The 14,751-nt window shown below is 60.2% G+C and carries 14 protein-coding genes; 3 read left to right on the forward strand and 11 right to left on the reverse strand.

Annotated elements, in window-relative coordinates; genetic code table 11:
* Nucleotides 1-22 precede the first annotated feature (22 nt).
* From ACOSV0_RS33045 to ACOSV0_RS33055, 3 genes are all read right to left on the reverse strand, one after another.
* Nucleotides 23-529 carry a low molecular weight protein-tyrosine-phosphatase gene (locus tag ACOSV0_RS33045; protein ID WP_434111791.1) on the reverse strand — a complete coding sequence of 169 codons (507 nt, stop codon included), beginning with the start codon at nt 527-529 and terminating at the stop codon, nt 23-25.
* Complete coding sequence (locus ACOSV0_RS33050) at nt 526-1,680, reverse strand: polysaccharide biosynthesis/export family protein (protein ID WP_434115952.1); 1,155 nt, start codon at nt 1,678-1,680, stop codon at nt 526-528. Before ACOSV0_RS33050 ends, ACOSV0_RS33045 begins: the two co-directional genes overlap by 4 nt.
* A gap of 205 nt (nt 1,681-1,885) precedes the next feature.
* On the reverse strand, nt 1,886-3,295 hold the full coding sequence (locus ACOSV0_RS33055) for an undecaprenyl-phosphate glucose phosphotransferase (protein ID WP_434111792.1): 1,410 nt from the start codon (nt 3,293-3,295) through the stop codon (nt 1,886-1,888).
* A gap of 335 nt (nt 3,296-3,630) precedes the next feature.
* Between ACOSV0_RS33055 and ACOSV0_RS33060 the strand changes: the two genes are divergently transcribed.
* Nucleotides 3,631-4,608, forward strand: a complete 978-nt coding sequence (locus ACOSV0_RS33060) for a 2-dehydropantoate 2-reductase (protein WP_434111795.1) — start codon at nt 3,631-3,633, stop codon at nt 4,606-4,608.
* Nucleotides 4,609-4,701: 93 nt separating this feature from the next.
* Here ACOSV0_RS33060 and ACOSV0_RS33065 read toward each other — a convergent pair whose 3' ends face one another.
* From ACOSV0_RS33065 to oxlT, 3 genes are read right to left on the reverse strand one after another with little or no spacing between them, the layout of a single operon-like run.
* Entirely contained in the window at nt 4,702-6,153 is a 1,452-nt protein-coding gene (locus tag ACOSV0_RS33065; protein WP_434115954.1) for an aldehyde dehydrogenase family protein, read from the reverse strand.
* Complete coding sequence (locus ACOSV0_RS33070) at nt 6,143-7,123, reverse strand: LysR family transcriptional regulator (RefSeq protein WP_434111797.1); 981 nt, start codon at nt 7,121-7,123, stop codon at nt 6,143-6,145. The genes ACOSV0_RS33065 and ACOSV0_RS33070 overlap by 11 nt, the downstream gene beginning before the upstream one ends.
* A gap of 36 nt (nt 7,124-7,159) precedes the next feature.
* The gene (oxlT, locus tag ACOSV0_RS33075; protein ID WP_434111799.1) at nt 7,160-8,500 is read right to left on the reverse strand and encodes an oxalate/formate MFS antiporter; all 1,341 of its coding nucleotides are present in this window, start codon (nt 8,498-8,500) and stop codon (nt 7,160-7,162) included.
* 385 nt (nt 8,501-8,885) lie between these two features.
* Between oxlT and ACOSV0_RS33080 the strand changes: the two genes are divergently transcribed.
* Both ACOSV0_RS33080 and ACOSV0_RS33085 read left to right on the forward strand, forming a co-directional pair.
* On the forward strand, nt 8,886-9,833 hold the full coding sequence (locus ACOSV0_RS33080) for a LysR family transcriptional regulator (protein ID WP_434111801.1): 948 nt from the start codon (nt 8,886-8,888) through the stop codon (nt 9,831-9,833).
* 108 nt (nt 9,834-9,941) lie between these two features.
* Nucleotides 9,942-10,247, forward strand: a complete 306-nt coding sequence (locus ACOSV0_RS33085) for a hypothetical protein (protein ID WP_434111803.1) — start codon at nt 9,942-9,944, stop codon at nt 10,245-10,247.
* 59 nt (nt 10,248-10,306) lie between these two features.
* Here the strand turns inward: ACOSV0_RS33085 and ACOSV0_RS33090 are convergent, their stop codons facing one another.
* From ACOSV0_RS33090 to ACOSV0_RS33110, 5 genes are all read right to left on the reverse strand, one after another.
* Nucleotides 10,307-10,984: an NAD(P)(+) transhydrogenase (Re/Si-specific) subunit beta gene (locus ACOSV0_RS33090; RefSeq protein ID WP_434111805.1), complete on the reverse strand. Its 678-nt coding sequence runs from the start codon at nt 10,982-10,984 to the stop codon at nt 10,307-10,309.
* Nucleotides 10,981-11,766 (reverse strand): fumarylacetoacetate hydrolase family protein, encoded by a 786-nt coding sequence (locus ACOSV0_RS33095; RefSeq protein WP_434111807.1) that lies wholly within the window; start codon nt 11,764-11,766, stop codon nt 10,981-10,983. The genes ACOSV0_RS33090 and ACOSV0_RS33095 overlap by 4 nt, the downstream gene beginning before the upstream one ends.
* A gap of 31 nt (nt 11,767-11,797) precedes the next feature.
* A complete protein-coding gene (gene frc, locus ACOSV0_RS33100; RefSeq protein ID WP_434111809.1) occupies nt 11,798-13,045 on the reverse strand; it encodes a formyl-CoA transferase in 1,248 nt (415 codons plus the stop codon).
* Nucleotides 13,046-13,591: 546 nt separating this feature from the next.
* Entirely contained in the window at nt 13,592-14,311 is a 720-nt protein-coding gene (locus ACOSV0_RS33105; protein ID WP_434111810.1) for a GntR family transcriptional regulator, read from the reverse strand.
* On the reverse strand, nt 14,289-14,510 hold the full coding sequence (locus ACOSV0_RS33110; RefSeq protein WP_434111811.1) for a hypothetical protein: 222 nt from the start codon (nt 14,508-14,510) through the stop codon (nt 14,289-14,291). Before ACOSV0_RS33110 ends, ACOSV0_RS33105 begins: the two co-directional genes overlap by 23 nt.
* Nucleotides 14,511-14,751 lie beyond the last annotated feature (241 nt).

Here is a 14,751-nt window from a genome sequence, read left to right on the forward strand (position 1 = left end):
AGATAGGTTTTTTTACCGGCTGTCAGGATGACAATTCGCCGGCAACGGGAGCAGACACCACGCGCCCGCCGGATAGTCCCGCGATGCGCGCGGCCCATCCTTCGACTCCGGCTTCGATGAGCCTCAGACTTTCTTCGAATGCCGCGCGGCCTTTGCGATACGGATCGGGAATATCGAAGCCCGCGTCCGAATGGCGGGGCGACGCCGGCATATCGCCGAGTCGATAGACGCGTCCATGAAGGGACGCGAACCGATGCTCGAGCTGCTGCCGCTGAAGACGGTCCATGACGAACACAAGGTCCGCGGCAGCGGGCATCCACGTCACCAGCTGACGTGCGCGATGGGACCGTATATCGATACCTCGTTCATCCATCAGGCTGACGGCAACGGGATCGGCTCCGTGACCGATCAACGCCGTGATGCCGGCGGACTCCACCGTGACCGACTCGAGACGCCGCGCGAGAAGGGCTTCCGCCATCGGACTGCGGCAGACGTTTCCCGCGCAGACAACCAGCACGCGCTTGATCATTTCGCGATCACCCCTGCCGTCAAACCCGTGCTGATCAACGGCATCAACAGGCTCAGCACACGATTGAAGCGAACGAGGCCGCTGCCGTCGACATACACGACATCTTTGGGCTGCAACTCGAAATCTTTGGCGAGCAGCATTGCGACCGGTGACCTGCCGTCGAGGTGAAACACCTGTGGCGTGCCCGACAATGAGCCGCGAACCACGAACATCTGCGCGGCGTCGGCGGTGGACGCATTCACACTGCCAGCCTGCGAGAGCGCATCCGCGAGCGTGATGCGGCCGGTTTTGCGGGGAATCGCCGAGATCGGCTTGTTGACCTCGCCCATCACATACACGTCGTTTTCGTCACGCGATGCGACGCGCAGCAGATCGCCGGGTTTCAGATAGAGTCGCGACGGACTCACGCCTTGCGCCAGCAATTGCGTCAGATTCACACGATGGGATGCGCCGTCGCGCACGAGCACGAGGTCGCTCTGGTCGGCGGTTTCGCTGAAGCCACCGGCGCGGCCGATTGCTTCGTACAACGTCATGGGCACGTCGTTGACCGCGAGCGCGCCCGCGCTATGTACTTCACCGTCGACATAGACCTGATGCGCCCGGTAAGAGGCCATGCGCACAGTCAGTTGGGGTTTGACGAAGTACTTCGCCAGCGCGCCGGTCAGGCGCTGCTGAATCTCATCGGTACGCTGACCGGCCACGTGCAGCGTGCCTGCATACGGAAAGGTCAGACTGCCGTTCTGATCGACGATGAATCCCGCCAGCGGATCGCCAGGTCGCGCCGACGACTGCGTCTGCGAAGAGCCCAGCGCGGCCGCGAACTCGGGGTGATCCCAGACGACAATTTGCAGCACGTCACCAGGCCCGATGGTATAAGCCTCGGGCACACCGGACAGCAATTGCGAAAGCTCGGCTTGCTGTTGCTTCTGCGTTTGTGCGAGGCGCGAGATCAGTGACGCATTGACCTCGGTTATTGCAATATCCGGCGTGCCGGAAGTCGCATCGGCTTTCTCAATTGCCGAATCTTCACCGGTTTCTCCCGTCAGAGTGGATGCACCGTCAATACCAGGCGTCTTCTGAACACGGGACGTTTCCATCCGCATCCCTGGCGCGCCCGCGCATGCGCTCGTCAACAGGGCTACTGCCGCCATCAATGCACCGAGCCGATAGACCGGCCTCGTTTGAAATACCGCTAACATCGTATTCAACCTATTCTTCATGCGAGCGCGCCATAGCGCTGCTCTCGCTGCCCAACATCGGGCAGACAGGATTCATATTCCATTGGGACGGAAACCACCTGACAGCTGGTACTGCCACACCAGCCGGCGTTCTCCATGAACGCCGGGCAACGACGGATCAATACGCGTTGCGATGCACCAGCCCCTTCAACACCGTCGCAACGACGATGCGCATATCCAACCAGAACGACCAGTTTCTTAAGTAATACAGATCGTGTTCCACACGCCTTTGCATCTTTTCGATCCGGTCTGTTTCTCCGCGGAAACCGTTCACTTGTGCCCAGCCGGTAATGCCCGGCTTGATCCTGTAACGGTGGATATAACCGTCGACGACACGCCGGTATCGGTCATCGTGTTCTATTGCGTGCGGCCGTGGTCCGACCACCGACATGTCCCCTCGCAACACATTCAGAAACTGCGGCAGCTCGTCGAGGCTCGTGCGGCGCAAAAACGCGCCGACACGCGTGACGCGCGGATCCCCACGAGTAGCCTGACGAAGCACACCGGACTGTTGCTCGTGCGCGCGCATCGAACGAAACTTGTAAATGCGGAATACACGTCCGTCAGCGCCCTTGCGCAGCTGCGTAAACAACACGGGACCTTTCGAGGTCACCTTGACCGCCACGGCAATCGACAGCATCACGGGCGCCAGGGCAAGCAACGCGGTTGCTGCGAATAGCCTGTCGAAAATCGCTTTCTGAACCAGTGAATACGGAGTCATCGGCGACGCCATCAGATTGATAGCCGGCACACCAATCAGATCGACTACGTTTCGATCGAACATCGCGAGACTACGTACATCGGGAATGAAACGCAGGTTGACGAGGTCGCCATTGAATTCGTTGAGGACCTTCAACACCGTGTCCTCTTCAGACATCGGCAATGAGAGCCATACCTCCTCAATCTGCTCGCGGCGCACACAGGCCGCGAATTCGTGCAGACACGAGAACGACGGCAAACCCGGAAAGTCCGGCTCGCTGCCTGGCCGGGTATTGAGCGTGGCAACCGCTCGAAAACCGGCGTCCGGCGAACTCACGATGTTGCCGATCACGCTATCGAGATTCGCACCGGCGCCCACGACGGCGACCATGCGCAGATTGCGCCCGGTGCGCCTGATCCGGCCTAGCCCCATGTGCAAGAGCAACCGCGATACGACGAGCCCGGCCGCGGTTGTCACGGTCCAGCTCACACACCAGAGCCGCGACACCGACGCAGTGCGGTGAAGCAGAAACATGATCGCAAGGCCGCAAAGCTGCACTGCCATCCAGCCGAACACAACGTTCAAGACAAGACGCCATGTCGAGCGGCCGCGCCACGAACCGTAGATGCCGAACCAGGGCAACAGTACAATCGCCAACGCCATGTCGAGCGCTACGAAAGCGCCTTCGAGAACCGACTGGGCCGTACCGGTTGCGAGCAGGAATGAAGCAAACGCCGCACCCAGTGCGACCAGCATCACGTCGAGCAGACGCGCCAGCACGCTTTCCATTTCCGCGAAATCGCGACCCGCAGTGTGACGAACCCTCATGGCATCGCTCCCAATAACCGTTTGCAATGCCACCTGAATGCATCACTTTTCAACGAAGGCGCATTCTGCTCTTACAATTTGTGTTCTGGAGTGAGAAGTTTCCTAATGCATCGCAGCATTTTTCAGCCGGATCACGCCAATTTCTTATCGAGTCGGAGCTTTCTCCGGCAAACCCGAGTGCACCGCGTCTATAACCAATTCCTAATACACCGGCCGAGAAACTTTAACTATCTGCAATCGCTGCACAGACTTATGCTCGGGGAGTGACCTGCCGTCGCGGCAAGACGATACGCGGCATCGGGCAAGCGACTTCTCATAGGCACAGGGGCGGCATCATGAAGATCTGTATCTTCGGAGCAGGAGCGATTGGCGGTTTGATGGGCGTGCAACTGGCGCGCGCCGGCGCGGAGGTGAGTTTCGTCGCACGCGGCGCGCATCTCGCCGCGATGCGTGAACACGGCGCACGCCTGATCATGGACGGCGAAACGTACAGTGCGCCGGTGCGCTGTACGTCCGACCCGCGCGAACTCGGCGTGCAGGATTTCGTGATCATCACGCTGAAGGCACACTCACTGCCCGGCGTGGTCGACGCGATGCAGCCACTCCTTGGCAAGCACACGGCCGTCGTCACCGGCGTGAACGGCATTCCCTATTGGTACTTTTATCAGCACGGCGGAAAATTCGCCGGCACGCGCCTCGCCAGCATCGACCCGGACGGCAGCCAATGGACGAAGCTCGGCCCCGAACGCGCGATCGGCTGCGTGTTGTATCCCGCCGCGGAGATCGTCGAGCCGGGCGTCATCAAACACGTGTACGGCAAAAAATTCCCGATCGGCGAGCCGAGCGGTGAACGCACACCACGTATTCAACAGTTGCACGAGATCATGCAAGCAGCAGGTTTCGACGCGCCGATCCGCGACAATATCCGCGACGAAATCTGGCTCAAGCTGTGGGGCAATCTGTGCTTCAATCCGATCAGCGCATTGACTCACGCCACGCTCGACATCCTCACCAGCGACCCCGGCACGCGTGCGGTGTCACGCACGATGATGCTCGAGGCCAAGCGAATCGCGGATCAGTTCGGCGTGCATTTTCGTGTCGACGTGGAAAAGCGTATTGACGGTGCGGGCGCGGTCGGCGCGCATAAGACCTCGACGCTGGTCGATCTGGAGAACCGCCGTCCGATGGAGATCGATCCGCTATTGACGGTAGTGCAGGAAATGGGCCGTCTCGTCGCCGAACCCACCCCGACTATCGACGTCGTGCTCGCACTGGTCAAGCTGCGCGAGCGGATGGCATTGCAGGGCGATTGAGCACGCGTCCGCGAGTGACGCCCTGCGTCCCGCAAAATTCTGTTCAGGAAACCAAAGGATCGAACGCCACGCGTTCGATCCTTTTTCTCTTCGTTATTGATCGATTGCCAGCCACACCGCTTTCGGCTCGGTGAAGTTTTCAATCGCCACGTCGCCGTGTTCGCGGCCAAACCCGGAATCGCCGGAACCACCCCACGGCAGGCGCACGTCGGTATAGCCGTAGGTATTGATCCACACCGTGCCCGCTCTCAGGTCCCGCGCAACCCGATGCACACGGCCGATATCCGCGCTCCATACGCCGGCCGCGAGGCTATACAACGTGCCATTGGCGATACGGATCGCATCGGCTTCGTCGTTGAAACGAATCACGCTCGCCACCGGCCCGAAGATCTCCTCCTGCGAAATGCGCATTTCATGCTCGACGTTGGCGAACACCGTCGGCTCGACGAAGAAACCACGCTCGCCCACCCGTGCCCCGCCAGTCACGAGCGATGCCCCCTCGGAGCGCCCGGTCTCGACATAGCCGAGCACGGTCTTCATCTGCGCGGCGGAAATCAGCGGTCCCATCGCGGTTTCACGCGCCGCCGGGTCGCCGACCTTGATCGCCTTCGCACGCGTCGCGAGACGCTCGACCACTTCGTCGTAGACATCGCGATGAGCCAGAATGCGCGAGCCCGCCGAACATACCTGGCCGGTATTGAAGAAGATGCCCGACGCCGCGGCTCGCACCGCATTGTCGAGATTCGCATCCGGGAAGATCAGGTTCGCCGACTTGCCGCCGAGCTCAAGCGTGACACGCTTGAAGTTGCCGGCCGCGCCTTGCAGAATGCCGCGCCCGACGGAAGGCGAGCCCGTGAAAGTCACTTTGTCGACGCCGGGATGCGCCACCAGCGCATCGCCCACCACCCGTCCCTTGCCGGTGACGATATTCAGTACGCCCGGCGGCACGCCCGCTTCGAGCGCCAGTTCGCCGATGCGCAACGCGCTCAGCGGCGTAATCTCTGCGGGTTTGACGATCAGCGTGCAACCGCACGCCAGCGCGGGCGCGATTTTCCACATGCCGATCATCAGCGGGAAATTCCACGGCACGATCGCGGCGACCACGCCGACCGGTTCACGCAAGGTGTATGTCAAGGCATCGGGACGCACCGGCACCACCTGCCCATTGATCTTGTCGCACCAGCCTGCGTAGTATTCGAGCGTATCTATCGCTGCAGGAATATCCTGGCGCATCACCGCGGAAATCGGCTTGCCGGCGTCGAGACTTTCGAGCGCGGCGAGTTCTTCCAGATTCGCGCGCATCAGGCCGGCGAAACGCATCAATATGCGGCCTCGTTCGGCTGCCCGTATCGCGTTCCATACCTTCAACGCGGCGCGCGCCGCGTGCACCGCGGTGTCGACATCGGCGGCGCTGCCTTGCGCCACCAGCGCAATCGGCTCTTCGGTTGCCGGGCTGATATCGATGGAATATTCGCCGGTACCGGGCGGCAAACGCTTGCCGTCGATCAGCAGATCATGGCGCCTGAGGTCGGTGTCAGTTTCCATCATGAAGCTCCTTGCTTGGAATGTTGCGTGGGCTGACCGGCAGCGAGTCTGCCGGTGCCGCGCCGGCGGCAGGCGAAGCCACCTCGGCGAGCGCGGCAAACTGCGCCCAGGCCGCTGCGGCGTTGGGTCTGAGGGAGCGATTGCGGCGATGTACGAGCAGCGTCGTCAGATTTGTCTCGGGAACGAGCGGCCGGCTCATCAGCGACGTGCCGGGTGCGGGCCAATGCCCATCGACGGGTAAAACGCCGACGCCAAGGCCCAATTCGATCATGCGCGACACGGCCGCAACATGGCCGAGTTCCTGCACGGGCCGTCGCTTCAGGCCATGCGAACTGAAGGCAAGATCGAGCGCGGCGCGCACACCCGCGTCGGCATTCAATGTGACGAGTGCCCACTCGTGCAGTGCACACCATGCGACGCTGGCTTGCCGCGCGAGCGGATGCGCGGGCGGCATCACCACATGCAGCGGCGTTGTGAACACGACTTGCGCGTGCAACTGATCGCTGACCAGAGGCTCCGCCACCGAAATCACGCCGAAGTCCACTTCCCCCTGTTCGACGCTCGCGAGTACGCTGTTTTGCGATTGATCCTTGACGGACACGATCAGCTCGGGAAACGCCGACGCGCAACGCGCCAGCCCCTGCGCCACCCAACTCGAGGACAACACGGGATTGCTCGCCAGCACGACCACGCCGGTGTGTCCGTCGTAAGCGGCACGCTCCTCGCGCAGCGTCAATTCGATTTCATCGAGCAGGCGGCCGATTCTGCGCTCGAGACTCGCGCCTGCATGGGTCAGTTCCACCTGCCGCGTGGTGCGGTCGAACAGCTTCAATTCAACGGCGTCTTCAAGTTCGCGCACACAACGGCTCACCGCCGACTGAGTCAGATCGAACTCGCGCGCCGCGCGCGTAAAGCTTCGTTCACGCGCGACGGCGACAAACACCTTGAGTTGCTGCAGCGAAACATTCATGACGTTACTGCCGGGTGGGTGTGTGGGTAGGTCACCCTACTCCCCTGACTGCTCAGGCCAGTGGCTAAGCCGCGAAGCCTTGCTGCCGGCAACGGCCAGCACGCCCTGGGGCTCGTTGTGCGCTTCGATCCAGCGCGAACGCATTGGCGCAAGAATGAACTTCGCCGAAATGCCCGCGACGATCGTGACGACGGCGGAAACGATAAAGACGAGACTCCAGCCACCGGTGGCCGACAGCACCGAAGCAATCGGCACCAGCAGCGAGGCCGTGCCCTTCGCGGTGTACAGCGTGCCTGCATTCGCCGCCGCATATTTGCTGCCGAAGGTATCGGCGCAAATCGCCGGGAAGATCGAGAAAATTTCGCCCCAGAACAGGAAGATCAACGCGGCGAACGTCATGAACGCATACGGATTGCTGCCGTACTGCATGAGACCGAGCAAAGCGAGCCCCTCGCCGATGAAGATCACGAACATCGTGTTCTCACGGCCGAGTTTGTCGGAGATGAAGCCACACAGCGGACGGGTAAAACCGTTGCAGATATTGTCGATGGAAAGCGTGGCCGTGAGCAGCGGCAGGGTCATGCCGAAGATCGTCATCGGAATGCGTGCGAGCCCCCAGTCTTTGGCGATCGGACCGATTTGCGCGGTCGCCATCAGGCCGCCCGCAGCCACCGCGACAAAGGACACGTAGATCACCCAGAACACCGGTGTCTTGATCATCTGACCCGGCGTGTAATCGACCTTGGTAACCGCGAACTTCTTCTTCGGTACGGCTTGCTGGCGCAAGTTCGGCTTCTTCAATAGCAGCGCCAGCGCGAGTATGCACACGCCCTGCAGGATGCCAAAGAAAAAGAAGGTGTGCTCATAGCCCGAGCGCGTAATCATGCTGGCAATCGGAATGACGGTCACAGCCGCGCCCGCGCCAAAACCCGCGGCAGTCAAACCGGCCGCAAGACCCCGGCGATCCGGAAACCACTTCAACGCGTTGCCGACACAGGTACCGTACACACCGCCCGCGCCGATCCCCGCAATGACCGCTGACACATACAGCGTCGGCAAGGTCGTCGCATACGAATTGATGACCCACGCAAGGCCGGCGCATACCGCACCGCCGGCAACCACCGGGCGCGGTCCGAACTTGTCGACCAGCCAGCCCTCCACCGGCACGAGCCACGTTTCTGTGAGAATGAAAATAGCGAACGCGAGCTGAATGGACGCTTCACCCCAGTGATGCCGCGAATTCATCGGCGTGACGAACAACGTCCATGCGTATTGCAGATTGGCTACCAATGCCATGCACATCATGCCGATGACGAGCTGCCACCAGCGGTTCGCCCAGAATACGCGCGCCGTGGCTTGCTGAGTGATATCGTCCATGAGCCTTGTCTCCGCTATTTATTGAGTGCGGCCGGCCGTCACGCCGCACTATATGCGTCTCACCTTGTGCTTATGGCCCGAACAGCCTGGCCATTCGGGAATATTTAATATTTGCGTCTTTAATTCGAATTCTTTAAGGCCTGTTCCTGCCTGAATCATCGTTTTTCAGACGGGTTCTTTATTCCGACCAATTAAGTATTGGCACTGCATCAACGTTTCATCATTTCCGCTGCTGCGCCTCGAATCCAAGCGTTAACCCGAGTATTGCGCCGAGTACATCGCCGACAATTCCGCTTTTTATTCAGCCCCATGCTAGGGTCATTGCTGAATAACTAATAATTAAAGTTTGTTATCATGTCGATTCATATTTGCTTATACATCGGCCATGACGATGCGCAATGCGACTCTGCGGCAATTGAAGGTTTTTGAAACAGTGGCGCGCCACCTGAGCTTCTCGCGCGCCGCGGAAGAATTGCATCTGACGCAGCCCGCCGTCTCCACCCAGGTCCGGCAACTCGAGGAGCACGCTGGGCTGCCGCTGTTCGAGCAGCTCGGCAAAAAAATCTATCTGACGCCGGCCGGCACCGAGATGCTTCACTACAGCCGCGCGATCATTCAGCAGTTCCACGAAGTCGACGAAGCGATGGGCCAGCTCAAGGGCGTCTCCGGCGGCAAGCTGAACGTCGCGGTGATCAGCGCCGGCGACTACTTCTTTCCGCGCCTGCTGGCTGAATTCACGCGGCGCTACTCGGGTGTCGCGCTCAATCTCGCGGTACACAATCGCGCGGAACTGTTGCATCAACTCGCGACCAACCAGACCGATCTCGCCGTGATGGTACGGCCGCCGCACGAAACCGACGCGACCAACGAACCGTTCGCACCGCACCCTTACGTGATCGTGGCGGCGCCCACGCATCCGCTCGCGCACAAGCGCAACATCAAGATGAGCCAGTTGGCGAACGAGGCCTTCATCGTGCGCGAGCGCGGCTCGGACACCTGGAATTCGATGGAAGAAGGCTTCGCCGGCCGTCTCGCCAATCTCAAGATCGCGATGGAGATCAAGAGCACCGAGACGATCAAACAGGCCGTGATCGCCGGCATGGGCATCGCATTTCTGTCCGCGCACACGATCAGTCTCGAGTTGCAGCTCGGCCATCTGGTCGTGCTCGACGTCGAGAGCTTTCCCGTCATGCTCAACTGGTACGTCGTACATCGGAAGAACAAGCGCCTGCCGCCGGTTGCGGTCGCGTTCAAGCGCTTTTTGATGGAGGAAGGCGCGGGTCTCATCGAGAAGATCACGCGCGTGAAGGAATTGAGCGTCTATAAGCAGTAGGCTATGGAAAACCAATAAAACTTTAACTATTGCGGATTGGTCAGTATCCCTATGCTGCAAGTGAGTTCTTCCCTTAGTTCTCTCACTTGTCAGCCCAGGAGGCCGATCATGAACCACGCTTCGGTTGAGTCTCATGCCGGCACGCGTACAGCAGGCGTGACCATGGATAGTCCCGACGACGCCCATTTGAGCGCATACAACGCCGCCTTCAGCGACCTTGGCCTGCGATTCCGCTGGGACCAGGCCACACTCGACGTGCTGAAGGAATTCAACAGCGAAGCGGCACGCATCACTGCCTACATCGAGCGGTTTCACGCCCATCTTCACAGCGCGTACGACGCCGAGTTTCTTGCCCAGATGATTCTGAGCAAGAAGGCCAAGTACTACAGCGAATTCGCGGCGAGCGGCGATTGAGCGTTTCGACGGGACAGTCCCGTCATTCGTTTCATTTACCGGTCGACGCGTTTGTGTATTCATCTTTGACGGCACGTCGCGCGATGGGTGGAACGTTGGCGAACAGACCCACGCTTTTGCACACTCATACTTCCAGTGTTATGCCAGCCGCGGCGGTGCCGGTAGGCTGCCGCGCGCACCAAGCCTCGCGCTGTCGTCTCGCGCAGCGTCCATGCCTGTTCTTCGCCACCGTGCCATTCAATGCGTGCCAGCAATTCGCGCCGGTCCGGCCGCTCCAACCGCTCCGACGTTAGCGCGTGGTGACAACGTCCAGCGAATGCGTGGGCGCTGGGATTGCTGGAATAGACACGGCCGGAATAGGCGCGACTCACCATCAGATGCGCGCCTAGTGCCACGGCCAGCGCGCTCATCGCAAGCAACGCGGGGAGTCCGAATGGCTGCACGCGTTCAGTGACGAAGCCATAGCCGAGCCATCCGCACAACAGCAGCGTCAGCACATTGACAATGCCGTGGCCCGGGCGGGCAGCCATGTTCAACTCCAACGCGCCAAGCAGTTTGCAGAGTTCGATCGCGGACGTGGCGAAAATCAGCGCGCCGATGAACACCGCGGCATAGAGTTCGATGCGCTCGTCATTCGCCTGAGCCGCCGCCGACAGATAACACGCAAATGCGCCCGACATGACGGCAAGCCCTATCACGCTGCCGAGCAACGCAACGAGCCGCGGCCGTCGCGTCATGCCGCTACCTCATGCGCAACAGTCAGCGTATTGCTTAGCGTACCGATCCCCTCGATCGAGATCGTCACCGTCGCGCCGTCCTTGATCGAGCCGACGCCGACTGACGTGCCGCATGCAATCACATCACCCGGTTCGAGCGTTAAGTCCTGTGAAATCAGACTCACCTGTTCTGCAGGCGAAAACACCATATCGGCAAGCGGATAGTTCTGCCGTTCCACGTCGTCGAGCATTGTCACGAGACGCGCTGCGCGCCAGTCGAAACCGGAGACAATCGAGGGACCGATGCAGCAGAACGTATCGAAGCCCTTCGCACGGCACCATTGCGGAAAGTGCGGGTTCTCGTTGAGCAGATCGGCGGCGGTCACGTCGTTGACCAGCGTGTAGCCGAAGATCGATTCCGCAGCCTCTTCGACACTCGCATCGCGGCAGCGCCGCCCAATCACGATACCGAGTTCGCCTTCGTAGACGATCTTGCCCGCGTAACTGAGCGGCCGGTGGATCGGTTCACCCGAACCGATCACCGAGCCTGCCGGCTTCAACAGAAATAGCGGATGCGCCGGCACAGGCTTGTCGAGCTTTGCCGCGAGCGCATGATAGTTATTCCACAACGCGACGATCTTGCCGGGCGCGCAAGGCGCGAGCGGCGTGAGCGCACGTGTCGACAATACTGCACCGGTCGGCACCGGTTGATCGAGACTTTCATACTCGTGCAGATAGCCGCCTTCCACCCGGCCGAACACGATACCACCGTCGCTCGACATAAAACGCATCCACGTATCCATACGTCGCTCCTTGAACCTTCAGATTGAGCGCTCAGATCGCGCCGGCGGTCCGCAACGCGCTGATCTGCTCGGGCGAGTAGCCGAGTTCGGTCATCACCTCGTCGGTATGTTCACCCAGCAGCGGCGAGCGTGTGACTTCGGTCGGGCTGTCCGACAGTTTGATAGGATTACCAACCGTCAGATACTTGCCGCGAGTCGGATGATCCACTTCGACAATCGTGCCGGTTTTGCGCAGCGACGGCTCTTCGGCGATTTCCTTCATCGAGAGAATCGGCCCGCAAGGAATGTCGTACTTGTTGAGAATCTGCATGGCCTCGAACTTGGTCTTGGTCATGGTCCAGCGCTCGATCTCGGCAAAGATGTCCTTCAGATGCGGCAAGCGCGCGGCAGGTGTGGCGTAGTTCGGATCGGTGGCCCATTCTTCCTTGCCGATCACGTTGCAGATCTTCGCCCACACCGGCGCCTGCGTGATGAAGTAGATATACGCGTTCGGATCCGTCTCCCAGCCCTTGCACTTCAGAATCCAGCCCGGCTGACCACCGCCCGAAGCATTCCCCGCGCGCGGCACCGCTTCGCCGAACGTCCCGTTCGGATATTGCGGATACTCTTTCATCGTACCAGTGCGTTCGAGCCGCTGCTGATCGCGCAGTTTCACGCGGCACAAGTTGAGCACGCCGTCCTGCATCGCCGCGAGCACCTTCTGACCACGCCCGGTTTGCGTGCGCTGATACAGCGCCGTGACAATGCCTAGCGCCAGATGCAAACCCGTGCCGCTGTCGCCGATCTGCGCGCCGGTCACCACCGGCGGACCATCGTCGAAGCCGGTGGTCGAGGCCGCGCCGCCCGCGCATTGCGCGACGTTCTCATACACCTTGCAGTCCTCGTAGGGACCGGGGCCGAAACCCTTCACCGACGCCACGATCATGCGCGGATTCAATTCCTGAATCCGCTCCCACGTGAAACCCATCCGGTCCAGCGCGCCCGGGGCGAAATTCTCTACCAGCACGTCGCATTTCTGGATCAGCGTCTCGAGAACCTCCTTGCCTTCCGGGTTCTTGGTGTCGATCGTGATCGAGCGCTTGTTGTGGTTGAGCATCGTGAAGTACAAGCTGTCCACGTCGGGAATATCGCGCAGTTGCTCACGCGTGATATCGCCGGCGCCGGCCCTCTCCACCTTGATCACGTCCGCGCCGAACCACGCGAGCAACTGCGTGCAGGTCGGGCCCGATTGCACATGCGTGAAATCGAGAATGCGCACGCCGTCGAGTGCTTTGCTCATGTCAAGTCTCCTGTCCTGATCAGTCAGTTGTGTGCAACGGTTATCGACCGACGTGCCCGCTTCGATAACGTCCGCTCGCGCGGATGTCTGGTTAGTCCGGATACATACGGTATGTGATATATCACATTCGATCAAGAGCGATCTCAACCTGTGACTGCTTCGGGATTTCTGTCCTGAATGCCCGTCAGGCCTGCGTTACAGCAAAATAATGTCGCGCCGGACTGCTTGATTCGAGGGAAAACACCGAGACGCCGCTTGTTTCGATCGTCTTTGATATATCACATACCATATTTCATGGACCGTCAAGCTGGGCTTATCCCCAGCGACGGCGATCGGTGAGGAAAGAAATGATGAACGCTCGTGAGCATGGGCCAAGGGCGCCGGCTGAATGCGGTGCCGGGAAAATGATTCCAGCGGCGCGGTGTTGAGCTATGTCCTTACCGGACCGCTATACACGCGTGCGGATCGGAAAAACAAAAGGCCCGCGGTGATGTCATCACCGCGGGCCCTTTCATTCGTTGCGCCAATCCGGCGCCTAAACCGCCGTCAATCCAGAAAGTCGCAATTCGCTTCCACAAACGCCGCCAGATCGAGCGAATGCTGGCGCGTCAGCCGCTCAGCCAGTTCGGTATCGCGCTTCTCCAGCGCCTCGATAATGCGCAGGTGGTCGACGATGGAACGCGACGCGCGATCGCTCTGCGAAATGGTCATGCGGCGAATCGCCCGCACGTGGATAAAGATGTTCTTGATCGTGTCGAGAATGATCTGCGACTTCGACAACTCGACGATCGCCTGGTGAAACGCGATGTTGGCGTCGGAATATTCGGCGATGTGCTCGGCCGGCGTGGCGTCGCGGAAATTGTCGAACATGTGGCGCAGGCGGGAGATTTCCTCGTCCGTGGCGTGCAGTGTGGCAAGACGCGCCGCCATGCTTTCGAGCGCGGCCCACATCTGGATCATTTCGACAATCTCGCGCTTGCTCTTGCGCACAATGTAGATACCGCGGCGCGGCACCATGCGCAGAAAACCTTCCTGTTCGAGCAGCGTCATTGCCTCACGCACCGGCGTGCGGCTCACGCCGAGCGATTCGCTCAGCACGCGCTCGTCGAGGCGGATTTCTTCGCGGGTCTGGTATATATCCGCGTCGGCAATGGCCTGGCGGAGCATGGCATACGCCTGATCGCGCAAGCTCGCGCTCGCGCCGATGGGTTGCAACGACAACGTCAAAGGTGTGGCCACTGCTTCAGTTTGAAGTTCTGACGACATTCATCGCCTCTTGTTGAACATGAGCACGATACGGCGCCGCAGTCATTCCGCTGCCTTGCTCACCGAGACCGATGAACCGGCCATGTTGCGCTGCGAGCTGCGCAACCGGCTGCGGGATCCAGCGGGTCAACAAGACGGTGGCGGCAGAGCCTAAACCTACGACGGCAACGGCAAGCAGCGCGAGAGGAACAAATTCCATTTGTAGCTCCGAATGATTGAGTGAACAGAGGGCTCAATCATATGCTGCAATGCCGCAAAAATCAATATTCCGTATGTAGTATATCAGTCGATGTTGTTTTTAGGATTGCATGTTCAAGGTAGCACGGGTAGCGCGCAGGCGGTTCCCCAGCTTGCGCAAACGGGTAAGGCTCCGTGTAAACGCGCAAAACGCGCGCTATGCGCGCAGTTGCGTTCGATGATCGCGCAATTTCGCCTGAATG

The organism is Paraburkholderia caffeinilytica (assembly GCF_051027425.1).
GTDB classification, from domain to species: Bacteria; Pseudomonadota; Gammaproteobacteria; order Burkholderiales; family Burkholderiaceae; genus Paraburkholderia; species Paraburkholderia caffeinilytica_A.

What these genes read in the sequence shown, in the direction of transcription:
- ACOSV0_RS33095 (WP_434111807.1), bottom strand. Translation starts at nt 11,766, where the DNA reads ATGGATACGTGGATGCGTTTTATGTCGAGCGACGGTGGTATCGTGTTC.
- ACOSV0_RS33110 (WP_434111811.1), bottom strand. Translation starts at nt 14,510, where the DNA reads ATGGAATTTGTTCCTCTCGCGCTGCTTGCCGTTGCCGTCGTAGGTTTA.
- oxlT (WP_434111799.1), bottom strand. Translation starts at nt 8,500, where the DNA reads ATGGACGATATCACTCAGCAAGCCACGGCGCGCGTATTCTGGGCGAAC.
- frc (WP_434111809.1), bottom strand. Translation starts at nt 13,045, where the DNA reads ATGAGCAAAGCACTCGACGGCGTGCGCATTCTCGATTTCACGCATGTG.
- ACOSV0_RS33060 (WP_434111795.1), top strand. Translation starts at nt 3,631, where the DNA reads ATGAAGATCTGTATCTTCGGAGCAGGAGCGATTGGCGGTTTGATGGGC.
- ACOSV0_RS33085 (WP_434111803.1), top strand. Translation starts at nt 9,942, where the DNA reads ATGAACCACGCTTCGGTTGAGTCTCATGCCGGCACGCGTACAGCAGGC.
- ACOSV0_RS33050 (WP_434115952.1), bottom strand. Translation starts at nt 1,680, where the DNA reads ATGGCGGCAGTAGCCCTGTTGACGAGCGCATGCGCGGGCGCGCCAGGG.
- ACOSV0_RS33065 (WP_434115954.1), bottom strand. Translation starts at nt 6,153, where the DNA reads ATGGAAACTGACACCGACCTCAGGCGCCATGATCTGCTGATCGACGGC.
- ACOSV0_RS33070 (WP_434111797.1), bottom strand. Translation starts at nt 7,123, where the DNA reads ATGAATGTTTCGCTGCAGCAACTCAAGGTGTTTGTCGCCGTCGCGCGT.
- ACOSV0_RS33090 (WP_434111805.1), bottom strand. Translation starts at nt 10,984, where the DNA reads ATGACGCGACGGCCGCGGCTCGTTGCGTTGCTCGGCAGCGTGATAGGG.
- ACOSV0_RS33045 (WP_434111791.1), bottom strand. Translation starts at nt 529, where the DNA reads ATGATCAAGCGCGTGCTGGTTGTCTGCGCGGGAAACGTCTGCCGCAGT.
- ACOSV0_RS33055 (WP_434111792.1), bottom strand. Translation starts at nt 3,295, where the DNA reads ATGAGGGTTCGTCACACTGCGGGTCGCGATTTCGCGGAAATGGAAAGC.
- ACOSV0_RS33080 (WP_434111801.1), top strand. Translation starts at nt 8,886, where the DNA reads ATGACGATGCGCAATGCGACTCTGCGGCAATTGAAGGTTTTTGAAACA.
- ACOSV0_RS33105 (WP_434111810.1), bottom strand. Translation starts at nt 14,311, where the DNA reads ATGTCGTCAGAACTTCAAACTGAAGCAGTGGCCACACCTTTGACGTTG.